The sequence below is a fragment of the Streptococcus equinus genome (genome assembly GCF_900104225.1).
Lineage (GTDB): Bacteria > Bacillota > Bacilli > Lactobacillales > Streptococcaceae > Streptococcus > Streptococcus equinus_D.
On the sequence record NZ_FNJK01000004.1, the window covers coordinates 132,819 to 155,283 of the forward strand.

Here is a 22,465-nt window from a genome sequence, read left to right on the forward strand (position 1 = left end):
CCAACTTTAGTATAACAAATTTTAAAGAAGTTAACAGATTTTAACTTAAACCGCGAAAAATCCTGCTAGGTCAGCTGTTAGGACATTAGCTACGGCGAACTGATACTTGCCACGAAAATGTGCCAAATGCGTCATGGTTCTGATATTGTATTTCTTGGCAAATTTCTTATAAGCAACATAATCAATATCTTTGGTATCAAGGCAATAAATCACTTGGTCAATTTGACTGAGTCTGCCTAAAGCATTTTGAGTATCAACATTATCAAGTCGACCAATCAACAAATAAAAGTCCTCTTTAGCTGCCATTTTACCCTTGACCTCATCAAGACTTATAAATTGAATATTATCAGCTGTTTCAGCTTTGGCATCCCCACAATGAAATAAAAAGGCTAGCAATAACAAGCCAAAAATCGTTACAAGTCGCATCTCTTTTCCTCCTACTTATTTATTCGAAAAAGAAAAGAAAAATCACCAAAATTGGTGATTTTTTAATACTATTTTTCTGAATAAGGAACGAGATACAATTTTCCGTTCATGTATTCGGCTAAAAAGATGTCTCTTGGATTATCGATGTTTTGCTCCTTGAGTTTTTCTAGCAGCCAATCTTCGTCTTGATTGATTAACTCTAAAACATCATAGTTGATATTGCCATTACTGATGAGAGGAAATCTTGGATTTTCTGAATTCTTGTCCAAGACCGTTAACTTGCCATTTGACTCCATGATGGCACTCTTAACATCTCTGGTTGAGTTTAATCCTTCCATGCGAAGATGGAGCATAAGCTGATCTGCCGTGATTCCAAGTTTGGCACAATTTTCCACATTGACCTTACCATTTTTTATCAAAAGCATCGGATTTCCAACAACAAGCGATTTAACAAATTTATTATTAATCAAAAGCTTGACGACGATGACAACCAAAGACCAAATCAGCAAAATAATAATAAACGTCAAAATGGAAATTGAGCTGTTATAAATCACACCACCGATGATACCACCAAGAACGAAGTTTTGAATTTGGTTAAGCGGAGTGTTAGCTGAAAATTCATATTTTCCGAGAACATTAATCTGTAAAATGGTCGCTAAAATTCCTAGAAAAAATTTAATGCTTATCAACACATACATATTCATCGGCTATTTTCCTCCATTAACGTAAACACGGTGGTCAATCACGTGTGTGCGCTCAAGTGTGTAAGAATTATTATCATCATTCAGATGAACAGTGTAGTCTTCCTTATTATAACGAACGATGATACCATCTTTTAAGGTTGTTGAATTGACTAAGACATCCTCAGGTTTTAAATCATTATCCGTAGCCACACTTTTGATGAATTTGACAAGAACTTGTGACTGCGAAAAATCATGGTTATTTTGCATGTAATCTTCAACTTGAATCCCCAGAAGAATGAACATCAACACCACGATACCAATACTAATATCGCGAAGACGCGTCTTCAGCCTATTTCGCATGTAGTGTAGACTTGTCAGCATCACAATAGCAAGCAAGACAATCAAAATCACAGACCTCAAAACCAGATTAAAAGACTGATGCTGCGTAATGTAATCTAAATTATAGAAATTCATCTCACGTCCTCCTAAAATCCTTTTCTTTAGCTTTTTTACCATTATACTATTTCTAACACCAAAAAACTCCCGAAAACATCGGGAGTTCATCGTCTATAAAAATTGATTAGCTCAATTCAGCAACGATTGCTTTGATTTGGTCTTTAGTGTGAACACCAGCGACTTGTTTCACAACTTCGCCATCTTTTTTGAAAAGCAATGTTGGGATTGACATGATACCGAATTTTTGAGCTGTTTCTGGGTTTTCATCAACATCGATTTTAACGATTTTAAGTTCGTCTTCGTCCATTTCTTCTGACAACTGTTCCAAAATTGGAGCTTGCATCAAGCATGGACCACACCAAGTTGCCCAAAAGTCAACAAGGACAAGACCTTCATTTGTTTCTGCTTCGAATGTAGCATCAGTAATATTGTGTGCCATAATGTAATTACCTTGAACTCCCAGATGGACTGACTTGTTTTTCATGAAAAAACGGATACGAATCAGCCTAGCATCCCAAAGTTCTTTTTCCTTTTCTATTAGTTTATGAGCCTATTTTACGGGAAATTTACCATTTTGACAACTAATTGCTACGGAAAATGATTTTTTTGAAAGTCTTCTCATTTTCCTTATCTGGCATGCTCGTATGCTATAATAAAACTATTATTAGATAGAGGATTCTTATGAAAAATTACGCTGAATTTTATAACAAGCTAACAAAAACTTTTCAAGATAAACCAGCAGCTATTCGCAGCTTACAAGTTATCAACAGTTTATTAACCAAAGTTATGTATCTGGTTTACCCACTTCTTCTTATCCACCTTTTTATCAACACTCCTGACAAACTTCCTATTTTCATTCTTATCCCAGGGCTATCATTTATCTTGGTGTCACTTGGTCGCCACCTGCTTAATGCCCCACGTCCTTATGAGACTTGGAACATCACACCACTCATTCCTAAAGATACTAAGGGGCACTCTTTTCCAAGTCGTCATGTCTTTTCTGCTAGCATCATTAGCGTGGCTGTGCTGACACAATCAAGCTTTTTAGGTGTTATTTTACTGATTTTATCGCTTGTCATTGCTTTTTGTCGTGTGCTAGGTGGGGTTCACTACCCGCATGATGTTGCAGCTGGTTATCTTATCGGCCTTATCTGTGGATTCTTACTATTTCTTTTTTAGTTATCAACACAAAATCCCCAACTCAATCGAGCTGGGGATTTTTTTGAACAATAATTTTTTGCCTTAAAACTTATCCACTTATTTATCAACAGGATGCAGATTTTTAAGAGATAAATCCAAGATTTTAGCGGAATGGGTAATAGCTCCGCTTGAGACGTACTGAACAGCTAGGTCAGTGTAAGAAGCGAGATTTTCTCGAGTGACATTTCCTGAAATTTCAATTTCAGCTCTGCCATCAATCAAAGCGACTGCTTCTTTCATGACATCGTGTCCCATATTATCAAGCATGATGATGTCTGCACCTGCTTCAACTGCTTCTTTAACCATATCAAGTGTTTCCACTTCGATTTCAATTTTACGAACTGAAGGAGCATAAGCCTTAGCAGCAAGAACTGCCTCTTTAACACCACCAGCTGCACCAATGTGATTATCTTTCAAAAGGACACCGTCTGATAAATTATAACGGTGATTTTTACCACCACCAACCTTAACAGCATACTTTTCAAAAATACGATTATTTGGTGTTGTCTTACGAGAATCAAGAAGCGTAATTGGGCTATCTTTTAACAGCTCAGCCATTTCATGTGTATAAGTCGCAATCCCACTCATACGTTGTAAATAATTAAGAGCTGTACGTTCTCCTGATAGAAGCACGCGAATATCTCCACGAACTGTTCCTAATTTTTGACCTGCTTTAACCACGTCTCCATCTTTCACCAAAACATCAAATTGAGTACTTGGATCAAGCAGATAGAAAACACGTTCAAAAACAGGTAAACCACAGATGATTCCGTCTTCTTTACAAATTAAGTCAACTTGACCAGCTACATTTTCAGGCATGACACTATTCGTTGAAACATCTTCATTATTGATGTCTTCTGCAAGTGCACTTAGAATCAGCGGATCAACATTTAATTTTAGGGTAATTGGATCTAACATCATTATCCTTTCTTATCTCACGATTGATTAAACAATATAGCTAGCTAATTGGTTTTGTTCGGTTAATTTTTCAAGAACAATTTTCTTGTAATCATCTTCAAGACTTTCTTGGTCGTCATAATCAACCAAATCAAGTGCTGATAGACTTTCTGGTAGCTCTGCTACTGTTTCATAATGAGCCACCAAATCTTTAGCTGCACGTTTAGCAAAAACCAAGCTTTCAAGAAGTGAATTACTTGCTAGGCGATTTTGACCATGGACACCGTTACAAGCTGTTTCACCAACTGCATAAAGAGCACCCATAGTTGTTTTACTGTGATAGTTAACTTTGATACCACCCATGAAATAATGCTGTGCTGGCACAACAGGAATACATTCCGTGAATGGGTCATAACCTGCTTCACGACAGTGTGCCAAGATATTTGGAAAATGCTCTTCCAATTCTTTTTTTGGAATGGTACGCAAATCTTCCCAAACGTGGTCAGTACCATCTTTTTCCATTTGTTTTAAAATCGCTTGTGCCACAACATCACGTGGTTGCAATTCATCCACAAAACGGTTCATGTTTTTATCATAAAGAAGTGCCCCTTCACCACGAACTGACTCAGAAATCAAGAATGAGCGTTCTTTTGGATTTTCTTGGTAAAGAGTTGTTGGGTGAATTTGCACATAAGACATATCCTTAAGTTCGATGTCATGCTTAAGGGAAATAGCTAGCGCATCTCCAGTCAAATGTTTAAAGTTAGTACTGTTTTTGTACAAACCACCTACACCACCGCTGGCAAGAACAGTCACATCAGCTGTGATTTTTTCCAAGTCACCATTTTCAAGACGCACTACACCACCATAACAACGATTATCTTCTTCCAAGATGTCAAGCAGACATGTGTGTTCCATCAAAGTGATATTAGAACGTTTTTTAACAGCTGCCAAAAGTCTACTTGTGATTTCTTTCCCAGTTGTATCTTGATAGAAAAGAATACGTTTATCAGAATGGGCACCTTCTCGTGTGAAGGCTAAATTACCATTTTCGTCACGTTGAAAATCAACACCAAAGCCAATCAAGTCCTTGATAACATCTGGAGATGATTTAATCATTAGCTCAACAGACACTTTATCATTTTTATAATGACCAGCGCGTAAAGTATCTTCAAAAAATGATTCGTAATCTGAATCATCTTTTAACATACAGATACCACCTTGTGCTAAAAATGAATCGCTGTGTTCTAATGTATCTTTAGAGATAATAGTAATTTGAAGTTCTTGTGGCAAATTAAGGGCCGTATAAAGTCCTGAACAACCACTACCGACAATAAGTACATTTGTTTTCATACAAACCTTCTTTTTTAACGATTGTTGATGAACAATCCATTTGGCGAGTCAGATAAAAAAAGAATTCCTAGAATACCATCACTACTAACCTAAAAATAAGCTGCGCATTTTCTATATGATATCAATGTGATGCTTGTTTAAATCAGTTTTTAGGAACTTTTCCACCAACTCTTATCAATTAAAATCATACGACTTAGAACATATTTTACCACCAATCAAGACACCTGACAAGACACCTAGCTAAATTTTATTTACAGGTGTCTTGACACCTTTTAAAACCGGTACTATAATATATAACTAAGACAATTCATGGAGGATTTCATAGATATAATGAATACACGAGAGATGCAAGATGAGATTTTACGTCTCAAAAAAGAGAAGGGAGTCTGCATTTTAGCACACGCTTATCAGAGTCACGATATCTGGGAAGTAGCCGATTTTGTTGGGGATTCATTTGCTTTAAGTAAATACGCTGCCAAAGCACCACAAGATACTATTATGATGTGTGGGGTGCGTTTCATGGCAGAAACGGTTAAAGTTCTATCACCTGAAAAAACTGCACTTCTAGCCAATCCAATGGCTGGTTGTCCAATGGCTGCCCAAATTGATAAAAAACTCGTTAGCTGGTTAAAAGAAGCCCACCCAGACTATACTACCGTTGCTTATATCAACACCACATCAGAAGTCAAAACAATGGTTGATGTTTGTGTGACATCTTCTTCAGCTGTTAAGATTATCAACAACATTGACAATGATAAGATTCTCTTTGTTCCAGACCGCAACCTCGGTCAATGGGTTGCTGAACAATGTCCGGATAAACAATTTGAATTCTTCAAAGGTGGTTGTCCAACTCACATGCGTATGCGTAAACGTGACGTTCTTCGTGCTCGCGAAGAACATCCAAATGCTAAGGTTTTAGTTCACCCAGAATGTCTAGCTGAAGTTACTGAGTTAGCTGATTTTGCTGGAAGTACTACAGAAATCATGGCTTATGCTAAAAATAGCAGTGATAAAGAATTTATCATTGGTACTGAAAGTAGTATCGTTGAGCATTTACAATTTGAATGCCCAGAGAAACGTTTCTACCTTCTATCAACTGAATGTGTTTGTCACAACATGAAAATGACAACTCTAGCTGATATTTACAACTGTTTACTTGGACGAGCAGGTGAAGAGATTGAGCTTGACGAAGACACTATCAAAGGTGCTCGTCATGCGATTGACCAAATGATTCTGCTCGGTCAAAAATAAATTTTATTTGCATTTTCTACATACAAAAACCCTCTTTCTACGCCAGAAGAGGGTTTTACTATTTTGGAATAAAGATTCTTTGATACTTCCTGTCTTAAGGCTCGTGAAAAAAGCATCCACTGGATAATACTCGCTTTCTTCTTTTCAGGCTCGTGAAAAAAGCATCCACTGGATGCTTTTTTTAACCCAAGTTTGCGATGGTACAGCCGCTGCCACCTGCGTTTTGTGGAGCGTAGCCAAATGATTTGACGTGTTTGTTGCGGCGAAGGTATTTTGTGACACCTTCACGGATAACACCTGTTCCGATACCGTGAATGATATCGACTTGTGCCATGTTATTTAGCAAGGCTTGATCGATAAATTCATCCAATTCTTGCATGGCTTCTTCATAGCGTTTACCACGAAGATCAAGGCGGGCACGTGGTCCAGCAGATTTCTTGCTTTTCTTAACCACATGAACTTGTTTTTTCTTCGGTTTTTGGGCTTCTTCTTGAACTTTGACAAGGCTAAATTCGTCTTCTTTAAGCGTCATCTTAATGAGACCAACTTGCGCTTCCCATTTACCGTTTTTAGTTTGGTTAATCAAGGTTCCTCGTTGACCATAAGCTGTGACGATAATATCATCACCCACGCGCGGTGCACGTAGTTTCTTGGCTTTTTTGAGGACTTTATTTTTCGACAAATCAACCTCAGGTGCCAATTTTTTCAACTGGCTCTTAGCTTCAATGACTTCGTGTGGTTTAAGACTCGCTTTGTGATGAAGATTTTTAAGAATTTCTTCACTTTCAGCCATGGCTTTATCCACAATTTCTTGTGCCTTAGCGGAAGCTTTTTCAAGTTCTTTGTCTTTAGCGTGTGAGAATTCGTTGTAAAGTTTCTTGACTGCACGGTTGAATTTGAGGTTATCTTGTTCAACTTCCTTAATGTGATCAAGGCGTTTGCGACTTTCGTGCGTTTGTTCTTCCAAACGTTCAATGATGCGGTTAACATCAGTATCAGAATCCGTCAAACGCTCTGCTTCATTAACAATGATTTCTGCCAAACCTAATCGACGAGCGATTTCAAAAGCATTTGAACGACCTGGCACTCCTTGCATGAAATGATAAGTTGGACTCAATGTCTCTGTATCAAATTCCATGCTGGCATTTTCCACAAACTCTGTCTCAATACCGTAAGCCTTCAACTCTGGATAGTGTGTTGTCGCCATAGTTTTAACTTGTGTCAAACGCAAATGCTCTAGAATAGAAATAGCAAGACTTGCTCCTTCTTGTGGGTCAGTACCTGCCCCCAACTCATCCACAAGTACCAAGCTATCTTTATCAGCTGCTGCCAAGATATCCACAATATTTGTCATGTGACTTGAGAAAGTTGACAAGCTTTGCTCGATAGATTGTTCATCACCAATATCTGCAAAGATTTCATTAAAAACAGCCACTTTACTACCTTTGTCAGCCAAGATTGGCAAACCTGATTGTGCCATAAGCTGCGCTAAGCCTAATGTTTTCAACATGACAGTCTTACCACCAGTATTGGGACCAGTGATGACGATAACTGTCAATTCATCTAAGAAATGCAAGTCATTTGCGACTGGATTTATCAACAGTGGGTGACGGGCTTGCAAGAGCTGCACAGTCTTATCTGTGGATAACTGTGGGACAACTGCTTTATTTTCCTGCATGAAGAGGAATTTTGCACGCACAAAATCCAAATGCCCCAAAACCCAAGCATTATTTCGAATAATATTAGTATAAGGGCGAAGCATATTTGACAATTCACGCAAAATACGCGCCATTTCATGGCGTTCGTCTGCACGTAACTGAGTGATTTCTTCATTAAGTTGCACTACTGCGCGTGGCTCAATGTAAACTGTGCTTCCTGATGCAGAAATATCATGCACAACCCCTGAAATGCGATTGCGGTAGCTATTTTTCACAGGCAATACCGCACGACCATTACGACTAGCAATCAAAGTCTCTGTCAAATGGTCAGCTTGTTTTTTCAAAATATCCTGTAAAATTTGACGAACTCTGCCTTCATCGTGATTGATTTGACGACGAATACGATCTAATTCTGTGCTAGCGAAGTTTTCAATAAACCCACCATCATTGATGGCTTGCAAACTTCCCTGCAAACTTGGCAAAAGTTCAATTTTATCAAAAAGGCTATTCAAAGCCATTAATTCAACATTTTCTAAATCATGGTAAAAATGTTTTACCTCTGCTGAGACTTGCAAGATTTTCTTAATATCAATAATCTCTGAAACATTGACGTCTGCATCCAATTCCAAACGACGCATACTTTCAGAAATATCACGTAAACTGCCAAGACCAAAACCATGTTGCTCAATAAAAATCTGCTCCATGTCTGACATTTCAGCAAAAGAGCGTGAAATACGGTCAGATTCAGTCATTGGTGCAAGTTTACGCAATTCATCTTGCCCTTGCTCAGTTTGTAAATAGCCAGCAAAAAGTTGCTTAACTTTATCAAATTCTAACTGTTCTAAAATTCTGTTATTCATATCTCTATTATACCAAAACTTCACTAATATCGTGTCTTAAGCACACTGTGTTACCTTCATAAAATACGGAATAAGCCTGAGATAGTTCATCTCAGACTCGTTTACTCTATCCTAAAATTGCTGTCACCCAAAGTGCTCTTAGAACACTTGCCAATGGTTGAAAATAGTTAATAATCAAACGTGCTAACCAACTACTTGATAAAAGATTCTGAACCACTGACATCGGCACAGTAGCAAGTAATGTCAAGACTAAACCAAAGAATACTAGCGCTACTAAAACCGCTAAAACGCCGCTAATACTGTTAATCTTAACGTTATCAAATCGATGGAGTGGTAATAAGTGTACCAAGATCCCCACCAAACGAAATAGACAATATACAAGCAAATAAATAGCTGTAAAAGCTACCCCTGCGTAATAAACCTTATCTAAATCAAAAATATTAACATCTGTGAAGAAATTAACCGTTGCTCCTTGACCAGCATTTGAATAAGGAATCCAAAGCGTAATTTCTTCAGACAGTGCTTGGTAAAAACGACTGGCTACTACCAACGAAACCATACTAGCTATGAAATAGTAGGCTTGTAAAATAATGCCACGAGAATAGCCAATATAAAAATGCCAAGCTAAAATCAGCATAATAAGAACTGATAACATATATTATTCCTCATCAGAATCAGACTTACCGGCTTTCTCCTTAATATCGTCAATCGCCTCAGAACGGAGAGCCGTCAATTCTTTTTCCATTTTTTCAACTTCAATCTCACGACTAAGCTGAGTTGAAAGCGAATTGAGAGCCATCAAAATAGCAATCGTTTCATTATCAGCTTGTGGTAATTTTTCTTTGATTGTATTATATTTTTCTTTGGCTACACGCTCAACTTCCTCCATGAAGAGGTTATCCTTATCCGTTGTCAATGTGAGCGACTTTTCTCCAAAGACGAATTTATAACGATTTTTGCTTTCCATATAGTCACCTCTTTGACATTATACCTTAAAATAAACATTTCGTAAAATTTAAGCGTGAAAATGCTAGTTTCAACAGGCTATTTTGCCACCTCGCCATCTTTTTATGTTACAATAAAATTATGAATACAATTGTTATGAAACTAGGGAAAATTGACTTGCAAAACCTCATTAAAACACTAGCTGGCAAACAAGTCACAAACAATAATCCCTACGTCACTTTTGCCGCAAAAGTAAATGGCGTCACAGTCCTTGCTTACACCTCTGGTAAAGTCGTTTTTCAAGGAAATGCTGCACAAGAAGTCGCTAGCCAATTTGGTTATCAAGCGTCAGAAGACACGCAGAATACTAAGGCTGGTCAAGCCATGCCTTTAATCGGTTCAGATGAAGTCGGCAACGGTTCTTACTTTGGTGGCTTAGCGGTTGTTGCTAGTTTTGTAACTCCTGATGACCACGCGCTGCTAAAGAAACTTGGTGTCGATGATTCTAAGAATTTAACGGATAGTAAAATTCGCCAAATCGCCCCTATCTTAGAAGAGAAAATCAGACATAAAGCTCTGCTATTATCCCCACAAAAATATAACCAAGTCGTTGGGAAAGGTAAGATGCATAATGCTGTATCGGTTAAGGTTGCACTTCACAACCAAGCTATCTACCTCTTGCTACAAGATGGCGTGAAGCCTGAAAAAATCGTTATCGATGCTTTTACCAGCCGTCAGAACTATGAAAAATACCTAAAAAATGAAGTTAATCACTTTGATAACCCTTTAACTCTTGAAGAAAAAGCTGAGGGTAAATACCTAGCTGTAGCAGTTAGTTCTATTATCGCCCGAAACCTTTTCCTAGAGAATTTAGATAAACTAATCCAAGAAGTGCAATACAAACTCCCAAGTGGTGCTGGTAGCCAATCAGATAAAGTTGCTAGTCAGATTTTAGCTGCCTATGGCATGCCTGGCTTAGAACATACCGCAAAACTCCACTTTGCAAACACCCAAAAAGCCCAAAATTTATTAAAATAACATCGAGGAGCCTATTATGAAACAATTCATTAAAGAATGGGGAGCCTTCATCCTCTTTTTCGTCGTCCTTGGTCTTCTTCGCCTCTTCGTCCTACAACCCGTGAGTGTTGACGGTCACTCTATGGACCCTACCTTGGCTGATGGAGAACGCCTAATCGTTCTTAAAACTTCATCTATTAATCGTTTTGATATTGTTGTCGCTAAAGAAAAAGAAGGTAATAAAACTAAAGAAATCGTAAAACGCGTTGTCGGACTCCCAAATGACACCATCACTTACAAAGATGACGTTCTTTATGTTAACGGTAAAAAGACAGATGAACCTTATCTAGACAAATATAAAAAAGCTTTTGAGGAAGATGATTTGCAGGATATCTATTCTTACAATACCCTCTTCCAGCAATTAGCTGAAAGCTCTGATGCCTTCACCACTGCTAAAGATGGCAGTACTGAATTTACAGTCAAAGTTCCAAAAGACCAGTACTTCTTATTAGGTGATGACCGTATCGTTTCAAAAGACAGCCGCGAAGTTGGTACCTTTAAAAAATCGGCTATCGTGGGAGAAGTCAAATTCCGCTTCTGGCCATTATCAAAAATTGGAAGCGTTCATTAATAATAAAAGGACTTAACTCAATTGGGTAAGTCCTTTTGATTAGTCATGTTTTGAATGATATAATAAAGCCACTATAGAAATCACGTAAGGATCAATTATGGAATACTTCTTTTCTGGCATCGTTGACCGTATTATTTTTGAAAATGCCAGTAACTTTTTTAAAATCATATTACTCGAAATCGAAGATACTGATTCTGACTTCGATGATTTTGAGATTATTGTTACCGGGACAATGGCTGAAATCATTGAGGGCGATAATTATACTTTCTGGGGCGAATTAACCCAACATCCAAAATATGGTGAGCAGCTCAAAGTCACACGCTATGAGCGCTCAAAACCAACATCATCAGGCTTAATCAAGTATTTTTCAAGCGAACATTTTAAAGGGATTGGTAAAAAAACAGCAGAAAAAATCGTCCAACTCTACGGTGACGATACTATCGATAAAATTTTAGAAGACCCAAGTAAACTTGAAAGTATTTCAGGGCTCTCTAAAGAAAACCGTGATAATTTTGTTGCCAAATTAAAACTCAACTACGGTACCGAACAAATCCTATCAAAACTCGCAGAATACGGTTTAACCAACCGCGTTGCTTTTGATATTTTTAACCAGTACAAGGAAGACAGTCTTGATATTATCCAAGAAAATCCTTACCAACTAGTTGAAGATATTCAAGGGATTGGTTTTAAAATCGCTGACCAACTAGCTGAACAATTAGGCATTGAGGCAGATGCTCCGCAACGTTTTCGCGCAGCGCTTGTTCATACCTTATTTGAATTATCCATTGAAAATGGAGATACTTACGTTGAAGCGCGTGATTTACTAGAAAATGCGATCACCATTCTTGAAGAAGCTCGTCAGATTGAACTAGATCCAGCAGCAGTTGCTCAAGAATTATCAACCCTCATCGCTGAAGATAAGGTGCAAAATATTGGTACAAAGATTTTTGACAACACTCTTTTTTATGCTGAAGCTGGCATCAAGAAAAATCTAACACGCATCCTTGACACACCACTGGCTAAACAATTCTCAGAAGAAGACTTGCAAGAAGAAATTGCTGACATCGAGGATACTTTTGGAATTAGCTATGATTCGGTACAGAAAAAGGCCATTAAAGAAGCACTCCAAAGCAAAGTTTTCATTTTGACAGGTGGTCCTGGTACAGGTAAAACAACTGTTATCAATGGCTTAATTGCGGCTTATGCTGATCTTCACGGGATAGATTTAGAAAAGAAAGATATTCCTATCGTTCTTGCTGCACCGACAGGTCGTGCTGCCCGTCGCATGAATGAACTCACTGGGCTACCAAGTGCCACAATTCACCGTCATCTTGGTCTAAATGGCGATAATGATTACCAAGCTATGGATGATTATCTTGACTGTGATTTGATTATCATTGACGAATTTTCAATGGTGGATACCTGGCTGGCTAACCAACTATTTAGCTCGATTTCATCAAATACTCAAGTCATTATCGTTGGTGACAGTGATCAATTACCATCTGTAGGACCTGGACAAGTTTTGGCTGATTTACTAAAAATCAAATCATTACCGCAAATCGCCCTAACCAAAATTTTCAGACAATCAGAAGATTCCACTATTGTTAGCCTAGCTAACCAGATGAGACAAGGCGTCTTGCCAGCTGATTTCACCCAGAAAAAAGCAGACCGTTCTTATTTCGAAGCTGGCGCTCAGTACATTCCTGAAATGATTCCAAAGATTGTCAGCGCAGCTATTAAAAGTGGTATTAGTCCCCAAGAAATTCAAATTCTTGCCCCAATGTATCGAGGAGCCGCTGGTATTAACCGACTCAACACCATTATTCAAGAACTGCTTAATCCACTTGGTGACCAATTATCATTTGCTTTTGGAGAAATGAATTTCCGTAAGGGAGATAAAGTTCTACACTTGATTAATGATGCTGAGCTTAATGTGTTCAACGGCGATATTGGATACATCACTGACTTGATTCCCGCCAAATACACTGAGTCCAAACAAGATGAACTTTACATGTCTTTTGATGGAACAGAAGTCATTTACCCTCGTAATGAATGGCACAAAATCACGCTAGCTTATGCCATGTCTATTCACAAATCCCAAGGGAGTGAATTTCAAGTTGTCATCCTCCCTATCACTCGCCAAAGCCACCGCCTTCTTCAGCGTAACCTCATTTATACTGCAATTACCCGCTCTAAAAGTAAATTAGTTATGTTAGGGGAAATTGCTGCCTTCGATTATGCCATCAAAAACGAAGGGGCTAAGCGAAATACTTATCTCGTTCAACGCTTTACAGCAACTGATACAGAACTTGACAAAGCTGAGACAACTGAAAAAGTCAACAATCCAAAAGAAATCCAAAACATTAAACCAAAAGGCAACACAAGTGCTTCTACTCCTCACATAAAAGAAGAAGTATCGGAAGAAGCTGTTCAACTCAGCTTAGATTTTGAAGTTGACGAATCTAAACCAGAGCAAATCAAAGACTATCGTCTAACAGAAGAAAATCTTCCTTTTATCGATCCAATGATTGGTATCACACAAGACGATATTGACCAATTTTTCAAAAAATAATAGCTAAAAGCTAGGAAACTTTACAATAGTTTTTTAGCTTTTCTTATGCACCAATATTGTATAAATATAAATTTTCAGATGATAAAATAACTTTATACTTGAAACATTTCGAGACTTAAAACGATTTAATCCTTGAAACTAAAGGATTTTCAGATATTACATCTCTTGACAGAAAAGTGTTTACATATAAGGAAATTGTGTTATAATATCTGTACTATCATAATAGGATTACCATTGTTTTTAGGAGGTTTGAAATGGTTTCTTATGAAAAAATTCGTCAATCTTTGCGTTCTTGGACGCTTTTCATCGCTTGGGTAAATGTTCTTGCTGCGCTAAGCAAAGTTTGGAGTGTTATTAGCCATTTTGTCTTGGTTAATAACCTCGACAAGCTAAAAGAACAACTTGATGCTGAGAAATTCCGAATTCTTGAAGCTTCTACCAATGTTGGCATTGTTATCATTGCAGTTATTGCTCTTGTTATTAACATCATTGTAGCTGTTTTAGCATTCAAAAACTTATCAAAAATCAAAGACAATGCTCCAAGTTTATCACCTTACCGCATTGCCTTGATTTATACTGTTGTTTACAATCTTGCAAGCTTTGCCTTGAGTGTATATCTTAATATCCCACTTTCACCATTTAGTCTTATTCTACCACTTGTCTTCCTAGTACTTTATGGCTATGTCTACAACAAAGCCGCACAATTACTAGACAAAGATAATGCTGACGATTCTGAAAGTGATAATAACTAAGCTTTTTGAAACGAATACCGTCTCAGCAACTACTAAGACGGTATTTTAATTTTTAAAAAGATTTAAAGGACGAATATTATCTTCTAATCCCGTGATAGTAACCCCCAGAAGACGCACACCAACTTTTGATTCTTCTAAGCTGTCAAATATTGTGTGAGCAGCTTGATCAATCACATCAAAGTCATTGGTGACATCATCTAGCGTTTTGCGCTTGGTTAAGGTTGAAAAATCCGCATATCGAACCTTCAAAACGACAGTCCGACCAACTTTATTATTTCGGATTAGACTGTCAACAACACGGCGAGTATTTTTTGAAATCTCCGACTTAATGTCAGCATCATCGTAAAGCAATTTACCATAGGTGCGTTCACTGCCAATGGATTTTCGAATACGATTGGGCCTCACAGGAGAATTGGAAATACCACGCGCTTTGCGATACAAATCATAACCAAAGCGTCCGAAATGATCAATTAAGGTCATCTCTGGAATTTCTAACAGGTCCGCACCTGTAAAAACACCTAGTTGATGTAATTTTTCAACTGATTTCTTACCCACACCATGAAATTTTTCAATTGGTAATTTTTTCAAGAAATCCTGCGCATCTTCTGGCAATATCAAGGTTAAACCCTTTGGTTTATCAAAATCCGAAGCAAGTTTGGCTAAAAACTTGTTATAAGAGACACCTGCTGAACAAGTCAGGTGAACTTCTTGCCAAATATCATATTGAATCATTTTAGCAATTTTAATCGCTGATTTGATGCCACGTTTATTTTCAGTAACATCTAAATAAGCCTCATCAATAGACATAGGTTCTACTAAGTCTGTATAACGTCTGAAAATCTCACGAATTTGCATTCCTATTTCTCGGTATTTTTGATAATTACCAGAAATAAAAATAGCTTGTGGACAACGTTCGTAAGCCTCTTTTGAAGACATGGCAGAATGAACGCCAAATTTTCTGGCTTCATAATTACATGTTGATACGACACCACGTCCACCTGTCTTACGTGGATCAGAACCAATAATCACAGGCTTTCCTTTGAGGTCTGGATTATCTCTTTCTTCCACTGACGCAAAAAAGGCATCCATATCAATGTGAATAATTTTTCGAGAAGTGTCATTAATTAATGGAAAAATAAGCATCATCCAGTCCTTTCTGACTCTATTATAACAATTTTCATTGCTTTCAAGCAAAACTTACAAATTTCTAGTACAGTTACCTATTTTCTGAAACTGTACTAGAAAAGATTCTTGTTTTTTGCAATTTTTTTGTTTGGGAAAACGCTTCCTTTATGATAAACTTATACTTGTAAATGTAACAGATGACCTGTTACTAGAATTTAAGGAGAAATCTCATTATGGCGACTGTTAAAACAAATGCAGATGTTTTTGAAAAAGCCTGGGAAGGCTTTAAAGGTACTGACTGGAAAGAAAAAGCCAGCGTTTCTCGCTTCGTTCAAGCTAACTACACACCTTATGATGGTGATGAAAGCTTCTTAGCACCAGCTACTGAACGCTCTCTTAAAATCAAGAAAATTATTGAAGATACTAAAGCTAAATACGAAGCAACTCGTTTCCCAATGGACACTCGTCCAACATCAATCGCAGATATTCCTGCCGGCTATATTTCAAAAGACGATGAATTAATCTACGGTATTCAAAATGATGAGTTGTTCAAATTGAATTTCATGCCAAAAGGTGGTATCCGTATGGCAGAAACAGCACTTAAAGAACATGGTTATGAACCTGATCCTGCTGTTCATGAAATTTTCACAAAATACACTACTACAGTAAATGACGGAATCTTCCGCGCTTATACATCTAATATCCGCCGTGCACGTCACGCTCACACAGTAACTGGTCTTCCAGATGCTTACTCTCGTGGACGTATCATCGGTGTCTATGCTCGTCTTGCTCTTTACGGAGCTGACTACTTGATGCAAGAAAAAGTTAACGACTGGAACGCTATTACTGAAATCGACGAAGAATCTATTCGTCTGCGCGAAGAAGTAAACATGCAATACCAAGCTCTTGGTGAAGTTGTTAAACTTGGTGACCTTTATGGACTTGATGTCCGTAAACCAGCCATGAACGTTAAAGAAGCAATCCAATGGGTTAACATTGCTTTCATGGCTGTCTGTCGTGTTGTCAATGGTGCCGCTACTTCTCTTGGACGTGTGCCAATCGTTCTTGATATCTTTGCTGAACGCGACCTTGCTCGTGGTACATTTACAGAATCTGAAATTCAAGAATTTGTTGATGATTTCGTATTGAAACTTCGTACTGTAAAATTCGCTCGTACTAAAGCTTACGACGAACTTTACTCAGGTGACCCAACATTCATTACAACTTCTATGGCAGGTATGGGGTCTGACGGTCGTCACCGTGTTACTAAAATGGACTACCGTTTCTTGAACACTTTGGACAATATCGGTAATGCTCCAGAACCTAACTTGACAGTACTTTGGACTGACAAATTGCCATACTCATTCCGTCGTTATTGTATGAAAATGTCACACAAACACTCTTCAATTCAATACGAAGGTGTGACAACAATGGCTAAAGACGGTTATGGTGAAATGTCATGTATCTCATGTTGTGTATCACCACTTGACCCAGAAAACGAAGAACAACGCCACAACATCCAATACTTTGGTGCTCGTGTTAACGTTCTTAAAGCTCTTCTTACTGGTTTGAATGGTGGTTACGATGATGTTCACAAAGATTACAAAGTCTTTGATATCGAACCAGTTCGTGACGAAGTTCTTGACTTTGAAACTGTTAAAGCTAACTTTGAAAAATCACTTGATTGGTTGACTTCAACTTACGTAGATGCTCTTAACATCATTCACTACATGACCGATAAATACAACTACGAAGCTGTTCAAATGGCCTTCTTGCCAACTAAACAACGTGCTAACATGGGATTCGGTATTTGTGGTTTTGCTAATACTGTTGATACATTGTCAGCAATCAAGTACGCTACTGTTAAACCAATCCGTGACGAAGATGGATACATCTACGATTACGAAACAACTGGTGATTTCCCTCGTTGGGGTGAAGATGACCCTCGTTCAAACGAATTGGCAGAATGGTTGGTAGAAGCATACACTACTCGTCTTCGTAGCCATAAACTTTACAAGAACGCTGAAGCTACTGTATCACTTCTTACAATCACTTCAAACGTTGCTTACTCTAAACAAACTGGTAATTCTCCAGTTCACAAAGGTGTTTACCTCAACGAAGATGGTACTGTGAACCTTTCTAAACTTGAATTCTTCTCACCAGGTGCTAACCCATCTAACAAAGCTCGCGGTGGTTGGTTGCAAAACCTTAACTCACTTGCAAGCCTTGACTTCTCATATGCTGCAGATGGTATTTCACTTACAACTCAAGTTTCTCCACGTGCTCTTGGTAAAACATTCGATGAACAAGTTGATAACTTGGTAACTATCCTTGATGGTTACTTCGAAAACGGTGGACAACACGTTAACTTGAACGTCATGGACCTTAAAGATGTTTATGACAAGATTATGAATGGTGAAGATGTTATCGTTCGTATCTCAGGTTACTGTGTAAACACTAAATACCTTACAAAAGAACAAAAGACAGAATTGACACAACGCGTCTTCCACGAAGTTCTTTCAATGGATGATGTTGCTGAAACTGTTGCTGCTAAATAATAAATATCGAAAAAGACTTTGTCAGTTGACAGAGTCTTTTTTTGTCCTTAAAATAGAGCTATGAAAATCAAACAAACTCGAAATACACTTTCAGATACCTATCTTGATGCAATGAAAATCCGCCAGCTGGTTTTTGTTAAAGGTCAAGGTGTTCCTTTATCTCTTGAAATCGACGAAAATGAGGCTTATTGTCTACATTTCGTTCTTTACGATAACCAAGACAATGCTGTAGCAACCTGCCGCATTCTACCCAATCAAGACCATAGCCAAGCTACTTTGCAACGTATGGCCGTATTACCAGCCTATCAAGGACAAAACCTAGGAAAATTCCTCTTAGAAGAAGTTATCAGCTTTTGCAAACAACAAGGCTTCAAAGAAATGATCCTTCACGCCCAATTAACTGCAAAAGGATTCTATGACAAGCTTCATTTCACCTGTTTTGGAGATGAATTTGAAGAGGCTGGTATCATGCATATCAGTATGAAAAAAGCACTTTAAACACTTTAAATGAGATATAATAAAAAGCTCTCTTGACTAAATCAAGAGAGCTTTTTTAATCACTGTTTAGAGATGAATAGAACTGACTACTTTTTTATTTATCTTTTTTTCTCAAGCGACGGAATTTTGCTTTGATAGCTTCTGCGATATCATTACCTTGTTCTTTCAAGTGACTAACACGACGTTCATTCATGTCTTCTTGAACTTTATCAAAAAGTTCGTCTTGAAGCTGACCAGCAAGTTCAACTTCATGAGCAAGTGCTACCGCATCCCAACGCATGATATTTGTCTTATAAGGAGCAAAGACATGGTTCAATATACTTTCATCTTCTTCGTGAACCAAAGCAATAACCGCAACATCACCATCAAGTAATTTAGTTGTGACTTCTTCAATTAAGTTATTATCACTAGCATCGTTCATACTACCGCTTGCCGCACCAGCAAGGCTTCCAATACCATAACCAATAATAACACCAATTGGTCCACTCAAGATACCAATCAAACCACCAACAATTCCACCAATTGTGGCATATTCACGACTAGTATCATCAAAATCAATGGAATCTTTGATAGTGATTTTACCATTTTCATTCTCAACCAATGCAATCTGAGCAATCTGAGTGTGGCTATCTTGCTTAAAGGCTTTTAATTCTGAAAATGCTTGGTATGCTTCACTTTCAACATCAAAAACAACAGTAAGTACATCTGCCATAACTTTGTCCTCCTTTTCTCTGGTTACCTTCATTATAGCACTTTCACGCTAAAAAAGCCGAGAAAAAGTAAAACGTTTTCATAAAAATAGCAATACTTCTATAAATTTTCCTGAATCCAATCAGAAATTTTCTTTCGTTCCTCAATCCAAAGAGGTCGATCATCGTAAGAATATGTACGATTGGTCAAGAAAATAGCAGCTTTCTGTTCTTTTCGATTAATGGCCACATAAGTTCCCGTATACCCCGTGTGGTCAAGCCAATCCCCTTCTTTATTCCATGCAAGAGAACGTTCTTTATTAGCATGACTAAAATTTTGCCAAATATCACGCGCAAAGTCATCAGTCAGATAATGCTGACAAAATTCTTCAAGGTCACTCATATTTGAAAATAGACCCGCAGAACCAGAATGACGTCCTAACACTTTAGCCTTTGGATCATGAACTATGCCATCATCAATTCCAGCTACCGTTGGTACAGCATCCTTAACTGGTCCAAAGCCTGTCTTTGTCATACCAAATGGTCCAAAAACCTGTTCCTGAAAAATGTCAGCCAGAGATTTACCAAAATAATTTTCCAGCATAAACCCAAGCAATAAAAAGTTAATATCCGTATACAAGAAATCCTTTTTATCTTCTACCGTAATGTGATTAATTGCTTCTTTTAGCTCTTTAGCATTAAGTGAATCACGATTTGGAATAAAAGGGTTAATCCCACTACTATGCGTCAAAAGTTGACGAAGTGTTATCTTTGATTCATGAAAGTCTGGATAGTACTGCTTCAAAGGAGCATCAATATCCAATTTTCCTTCAGAAACAAGCGAAATAATAACAGTTCCAACACCAACAACCTTAGACACAGACGCTAAATCATAAATCAATCCCGGAGAAACAGCTGTTTCACCATCAATTGTACCAATATACTGCTCTGTCCACTGATTTCCTTTAAAAAGAGCTATACTAGCTCCATGATAAATATTGCGCTCAATTTGGTCATTAATGATATCTAACAAATCTGTCATTTGATAAACCAAATTTCAACTTGACTAGGATCAGAAAGCACCAAGACACTTTCTTTTTTATCTAGATAAATAGATTGTCCTTTTGCTTCAAGATAGTCAGCCAAAGCTTTCAAATCATAGTTCTCAGGCACTTTAAATTCTAGAATTTCCAAATCCCATGTTTTTAAAGGATCAACAGTTAAGTCTGCACCTTTACCTTGTTCAAACTTAAGCTCTAGTGGCAATTTTCCAGCAAAAACATCTTGATAAAAAGCTTGTGTACCAGATTTGTCAGCAACATTAAGGGTCAGACTTTCAAAATAAAAATCAGAAACTTCTTTTACCTCATCATTTTTAGGAAAAGTTTTGTTATTAATTTCTGTTAATTCTTGAATATCATCTTCTGAATGCAAAAGGAAAAGATCACCCTCTGGAGATACTGTTTCAAAAGCATATCCACGTTTACCTTTGAAAAGTCGTTCCACGTCGATACCATTTCCTAAAATAGCTTCAATTTCATTTGCTTTAGGGATTTTAACAACGATTTTATTGATTTTCTTATCGCCCTGAACTGCACGTGTATCAGGTGCTGGTGATTCTTCAATAACGAAACGAGCATTTCGTTTTTTTGTTGAAAATTCAGCGATAGCATTTTCTTCATTTACTAATTTAAAACCTAATTTTTGATAAAAATCGATGTTATGATCACGATTATTGATACGTAATACGGGATGCCTAAACGTGACTCCACTAAATAAAGTCATAATTATCTCCTCACAGTGTTTTTTATTCGATTATGTTATACAAGTTCTTACAAAATAAGAACCGGGTCTTCTCCATTTTAGAAAAAAATAGTCAGTTTGACAAGAAATTATGCTCTCCTGCATTAATAAAAAAAAAGAACCCGAAGGTTCTTTTCTGGTTTATTATCTCGTTATCTTATAGGTATAAGAATTTGAACAAGGCAACTGCAGCAATACCAGCAAGGATTGGAGCTACAACTGGTACCCATGAATACCACCATTTAGAATCGCCTTTGTGTTCACCAAGAATTGATTTTGGAAGCAAAGCATGGACGATACGTGGACCAAGGTCACGTGCAGGGTTAAGACCAGGACCTGTAGGACCACCAAGTGAAGTTACAAGTGTCATAACAAGGAATCCGATACCCATGTGAGCAACAGCAAGTGAACCTGTTGTGTAAGGTGCAACTTGAGTTGCAGCTGTTGAAGCATCGTAACCTGCAGCAGTCAATTGAGAAATCAATTGTGCACCGAAGTAGTTTTTAGTAAGAGCCATTGCACCAAAGAAAAGTACAAATGATCCAAGGAACTCGTTCAAGAAACCATTAACCAATGAAGCTTTGTGGCTTTCTTTTGTACCATCGTCAACTGCTGAGATAGTTGAGAATGAACCAAGGATAGCATTTGGATTTTCAGTTTGAAGGTAGTATGGTTTGTGAACCATAACAACAAGCAATTGACCAGCCATTGCACCAAGTACTTGAGCGATGATGTATTGAGCAACGTGTGACCATTCAAACATACCTGAAACTGCAAGTGCAATTGTGAAAGCAGGGTTGATGTGGTTACCTGATACGTTACCAAACATAAGAGCTGGCATCATAACACCAAAACCATAACCAAGAGCGATGATAACCCAACCTGAGTTGTGTCCTTTTGTACCTTTAAGATCAACGTTTGCAACAGCACCGTTACCAAGGATGATAAGAAGAGCTGTTCCAATAAATTCTGTGATGTATTTCACAGTCCATGAAAAGTCCATGTCTTTTTGTTTCCTCCAAAAAAAATATAGTTTAGACAACTAACATTTTATCAAGTATAATAGATAATGTAAAGGTTATCTGTAAAAT

21 protein-coding genes and 1 pseudogene are annotated in these 22,465 nt (G+C 37.6%); 8 read left to right on the forward strand and 14 right to left on the reverse strand.

Annotated elements, in window-relative coordinates; genetic code table 11:
• Window positions 1-45: 45 nt before the first annotated feature.
• The 4 genes from BLP98_RS06950 to trxA all read right to left on the reverse strand — a co-directional run bounded on the left by BLP98_RS06950 (window position 46) and on the right by trxA (window position 2,004).
• Window positions 46-426 carry a hypothetical protein gene (locus BLP98_RS06950; protein WP_074482557.1) on the reverse strand — a complete coding sequence of 127 codons (381 nt, stop codon included), beginning with the start codon at window positions 424-426 and terminating at the stop codon, window positions 46-48.
• Window positions 427-494: 68 nt separating this feature from the next.
• The gene (locus tag BLP98_RS06955) at window positions 495-1,130 is read right to left on the reverse strand and encodes a DUF421 domain-containing protein (protein ID WP_074482558.1); all 636 of its coding nucleotides are present in this window, start codon (window positions 1,128-1,130) and stop codon (window positions 495-497) included.
• Between the two features lie 3 nt (window positions 1,131-1,133).
• A complete protein-coding gene (locus BLP98_RS06960) occupies window positions 1,134-1,583 on the reverse strand; it encodes a DUF3290 domain-containing protein (protein WP_074482559.1) in 450 nt (149 codons plus the stop codon).
• 106 nt (window positions 1,584-1,689) lie between these two features.
• The gene (trxA, locus tag BLP98_RS06965; RefSeq protein ID WP_015695637.1) at window positions 1,690-2,004 is read right to left on the reverse strand and encodes a thioredoxin; all 315 of its coding nucleotides are present in this window, start codon (window positions 2,002-2,004) and stop codon (window positions 1,690-1,692) included.
• 242 nt (window positions 2,005-2,246) lie between these two features.
• On the opposite strand from trxA, the gene BLP98_RS06970 reads away from it, so the two are divergent.
• On the forward strand, window positions 2,247-2,744 hold the full coding sequence (locus BLP98_RS06970) for a phosphatase PAP2 family protein (protein WP_074482560.1): 498 nt from the start codon (window positions 2,247-2,249) through the stop codon (window positions 2,742-2,744).
• 78 nt (window positions 2,745-2,822) lie between these two features.
• On the opposite strand, the gene nadC is transcribed toward BLP98_RS06970, so the two are convergent.
• Window positions 2,823-3,683, reverse strand: coding sequence for a carboxylating nicotinate-nucleotide diphosphorylase (gene nadC, locus BLP98_RS06975; protein WP_074482561.1), 861 nt, complete (start codon window positions 3,681-3,683; stop codon window positions 2,823-2,825).
• 27 nt (window positions 3,684-3,710) lie between these two features.
• Window positions 3,711-5,015 (reverse strand): L-aspartate oxidase, encoded by a 1,305-nt coding sequence (locus tag BLP98_RS06980; RefSeq protein WP_074482562.1) that lies wholly within the window; start codon window positions 5,013-5,015, stop codon window positions 3,711-3,713.
• A 330-nt stretch (window positions 5,016-5,345) separates the two neighbouring features.
• On the opposite strand from BLP98_RS06980, the gene nadA reads away from it, so the two are divergent.
• Window positions 5,346-6,266: a quinolinate synthase NadA gene (gene nadA, locus BLP98_RS06985; protein ID WP_074482563.1), complete on the forward strand. Its 921-nt coding sequence runs from the start codon at window positions 5,346-5,348 to the stop codon at window positions 6,264-6,266.
• Between the two features lie 181 nt (window positions 6,267-6,447).
• Here nadA and BLP98_RS06990 read toward each other — a convergent pair whose 3' ends face one another.
• From BLP98_RS06990 to zapA, 3 genes are all read right to left on the reverse strand, one after another.
• Entirely contained in the window at window positions 6,448-8,784 is a 2,337-nt protein-coding gene (locus BLP98_RS06990) for an endonuclease MutS2 (protein ID WP_074482564.1), read from the reverse strand.
• Window positions 8,785-8,890: 106 nt separating this feature from the next.
• The gene (locus BLP98_RS06995) at window positions 8,891-9,439 is read right to left on the reverse strand and encodes a CvpA family protein (protein ID WP_074482565.1); all 549 of its coding nucleotides are present in this window, start codon (window positions 9,437-9,439) and stop codon (window positions 8,891-8,893) included.
• 3 nt (window positions 9,440-9,442) lie between these two features.
• Window positions 9,443-9,751: a cell division protein ZapA gene (gene zapA, locus BLP98_RS07000; RefSeq protein WP_074482566.1), complete on the reverse strand. Its 309-nt coding sequence runs from the start codon at window positions 9,749-9,751 to the stop codon at window positions 9,443-9,445.
• Between the two features lie 119 nt (window positions 9,752-9,870).
• Between zapA and rnhC the strand changes: the two genes are divergently transcribed.
• The 4 genes and pseudogenes from rnhC (at window position 9,871) to BLP98_RS07020 (ending at window position 14,701) form a co-directional block, all read left to right on the forward strand.
• Complete coding sequence (gene rnhC, locus BLP98_RS07005) at window positions 9,871-10,767, forward strand: ribonuclease HIII (protein WP_074482567.1); 897 nt, start codon at window positions 9,871-9,873, stop codon at window positions 10,765-10,767.
• A gap of 16 nt (window positions 10,768-10,783) precedes the next feature.
• On the forward strand, window positions 10,784-11,377 hold the full coding sequence (lepB, locus tag BLP98_RS07010) for a signal peptidase I (protein ID WP_074482568.1): 594 nt from the start codon (window positions 10,784-10,786) through the stop codon (window positions 11,375-11,377).
• A 97-nt stretch (window positions 11,378-11,474) separates the two neighbouring features.
• Window positions 11,475-13,667: pseudogene (locus tag BLP98_RS07015) on the forward strand (ATP-dependent RecD-like DNA helicase); the annotation flags it as partial.
• 536 nt (window positions 13,668-14,203) lie between these two features.
• Window positions 14,204-14,701, forward strand: a complete 498-nt coding sequence (locus BLP98_RS07020; protein ID WP_074482570.1) for a hypothetical protein — start codon at window positions 14,204-14,206, stop codon at window positions 14,699-14,701.
• Window positions 14,702-14,746: 45 nt separating this feature from the next.
• Here the strand turns inward: BLP98_RS07020 and dinB are convergent, their stop codons facing one another.
• Entirely contained in the window at window positions 14,747-15,844 is a 1,098-nt protein-coding gene (dinB, locus tag BLP98_RS07025) for a DNA polymerase IV (protein WP_074482571.1), read from the reverse strand.
• Between the two features lie 215 nt (window positions 15,845-16,059).
• Here dinB and pflB point away from each other — a divergent pair, with 215 nt between their 5' ends.
• The gene (gene pflB / locus BLP98_RS07030; protein WP_074482572.1) at window positions 16,060-18,384 is read left to right on the forward strand and encodes a formate C-acetyltransferase; all 2,325 of its coding nucleotides are present in this window, start codon (window positions 16,060-16,062) and stop codon (window positions 18,382-18,384) included.
• 60 nt (window positions 18,385-18,444) lie between these two features.
• The gene (locus tag BLP98_RS07035; RefSeq protein ID WP_074482573.1) at window positions 18,445-18,882 is read left to right on the forward strand and encodes a GNAT family N-acetyltransferase; all 438 of its coding nucleotides are present in this window, start codon (window positions 18,445-18,447) and stop codon (window positions 18,880-18,882) included.
• Between the two features lie 94 nt (window positions 18,883-18,976).
• On the opposite strand, the gene BLP98_RS07040 is transcribed toward BLP98_RS07035, so the two are convergent.
• The 4 genes from BLP98_RS07040 to gla all read right to left on the reverse strand — a co-directional run bounded on the left by BLP98_RS07040 (window position 18,977) and on the right by gla (window position 22,377).
• Window positions 18,977-19,594 carry a DUF1269 domain-containing protein gene (locus tag BLP98_RS07040; protein WP_074482574.1) on the reverse strand — a complete coding sequence of 206 codons (618 nt, stop codon included), beginning with the start codon at window positions 19,592-19,594 and terminating at the stop codon, window positions 18,977-18,979.
• A gap of 98 nt (window positions 19,595-19,692) precedes the next feature.
• Complete coding sequence (locus tag BLP98_RS07045; protein ID WP_074482603.1) at window positions 19,693-20,613, reverse strand: serine hydrolase domain-containing protein; 921 nt, start codon at window positions 20,611-20,613, stop codon at window positions 19,693-19,695.
• Window positions 20,610-21,356: a CppA family protein gene (locus tag BLP98_RS07050; RefSeq protein WP_074482575.1), complete on the reverse strand. Its 747-nt coding sequence runs from the start codon at window positions 21,354-21,356 to the stop codon at window positions 20,610-20,612. The genes BLP98_RS07045 and BLP98_RS07050 overlap by 4 nt, the downstream gene beginning before the upstream one ends.
• A 175-nt stretch (window positions 21,357-21,531) precedes the next feature.
• Window positions 21,532-22,377 (reverse strand): aquaglyceroporin Gla, encoded by an 846-nt coding sequence (gla, locus tag BLP98_RS07055; protein WP_074482576.1) that lies wholly within the window; start codon window positions 22,375-22,377, stop codon window positions 21,532-21,534.
• Between the last annotated feature and the right edge of the window lie 88 nt (window positions 22,378-22,465).

Coding starts and splice junctions, on each gene's coding strand:
- BLP98_RS06950 (WP_074482557.1), bottom strand. CDS start 426: ATGCGACTTGTAACGATTTTTGGCTTGTTATTGCTAGCCTTTTTATTT.
- BLP98_RS06955 (WP_074482558.1), bottom strand. CDS start 1,130: ATGAATATGTATGTGTTGATAAGCATTAAATTTTTTCTAGGAATTTTA.
- BLP98_RS06960 (WP_074482559.1), bottom strand. CDS start 1,583: ATGAATTTCTATAATTTAGATTACATTACGCAGCATCAGTCTTTTAAT.
- trxA (WP_015695637.1), bottom strand. CDS start 2,004: ATGGCACACAATATTACTGATGCTACATTCGAAGCAGAAACAAATGAA.
- BLP98_RS06970 (WP_074482560.1), top strand. CDS start 2,247: ATGAAAAATTACGCTGAATTTTATAACAAGCTAACAAAAACTTTTCAA.
- nadC (WP_074482561.1), bottom strand. CDS start 3,683: ATGTTAGATCCAATTACCCTAAAATTAAATGTTGATCCGCTGATTCTA.
- BLP98_RS06980 (WP_074482562.1), bottom strand. CDS start 5,015: ATGAAAACAAATGTACTTATTGTCGGTAGTGGTTGTTCAGGACTTTAT.
- nadA (WP_074482563.1), top strand. CDS start 5,346: ATGAATACACGAGAGATGCAAGATGAGATTTTACGTCTCAAAAAAGAG.
- BLP98_RS06990 (WP_074482564.1), bottom strand. CDS start 8,784: ATGAATAACAGAATTTTAGAACAGTTAGAATTTGATAAAGTTAAGCAA.
- BLP98_RS06995 (WP_074482565.1), bottom strand. CDS start 9,439: ATGTTATCAGTTCTTATTATGCTGATTTTAGCTTGGCATTTTTATATT.
- zapA (WP_074482566.1), bottom strand. CDS start 9,751: ATGGAAAGCAAAAATCGTTATAAATTCGTCTTTGGAGAAAAGTCGCTC.
- rnhC (WP_074482567.1), top strand. CDS start 9,871: ATGAATACAATTGTTATGAAACTAGGGAAAATTGACTTGCAAAACCTC.
- lepB (WP_074482568.1), top strand. CDS start 10,784: ATGAAACAATTCATTAAAGAATGGGGAGCCTTCATCCTCTTTTTCGTC.
- BLP98_RS07020 (WP_074482570.1), top strand. CDS start 14,204: ATGGTTTCTTATGAAAAAATTCGTCAATCTTTGCGTTCTTGGACGCTT.
- dinB (WP_074482571.1), bottom strand. CDS start 15,844: ATGCTTATTTTTCCATTAATTAATGACACTTCTCGAAAAATTATTCAC.
- pflB (WP_074482572.1), top strand. CDS start 16,060: ATGGCGACTGTTAAAACAAATGCAGATGTTTTTGAAAAAGCCTGGGAA.
- BLP98_RS07035 (WP_074482573.1), top strand. CDS start 18,445: ATGAAAATCAAACAAACTCGAAATACACTTTCAGATACCTATCTTGAT.
- BLP98_RS07040 (WP_074482574.1), bottom strand. CDS start 19,594: ATGGCAGATGTACTTACTGTTGTTTTTGATGTTGAAAGTGAAGCATAC.
- BLP98_RS07045 (WP_074482603.1), bottom strand. CDS start 20,613: ATGACAGATTTGTTAGATATCATTAATGACCAAATTGAGCGCAATATT.
- BLP98_RS07050 (WP_074482575.1), bottom strand. CDS start 21,356: ATGACTTTATTTAGTGGAGTCACGTTTAGGCATCCCGTATTACGTATC.
- gla (WP_074482576.1), bottom strand. CDS start 22,377: ATGGACTTTTCATGGACTGTGAAATACATCACAGAATTTATTGGAACA.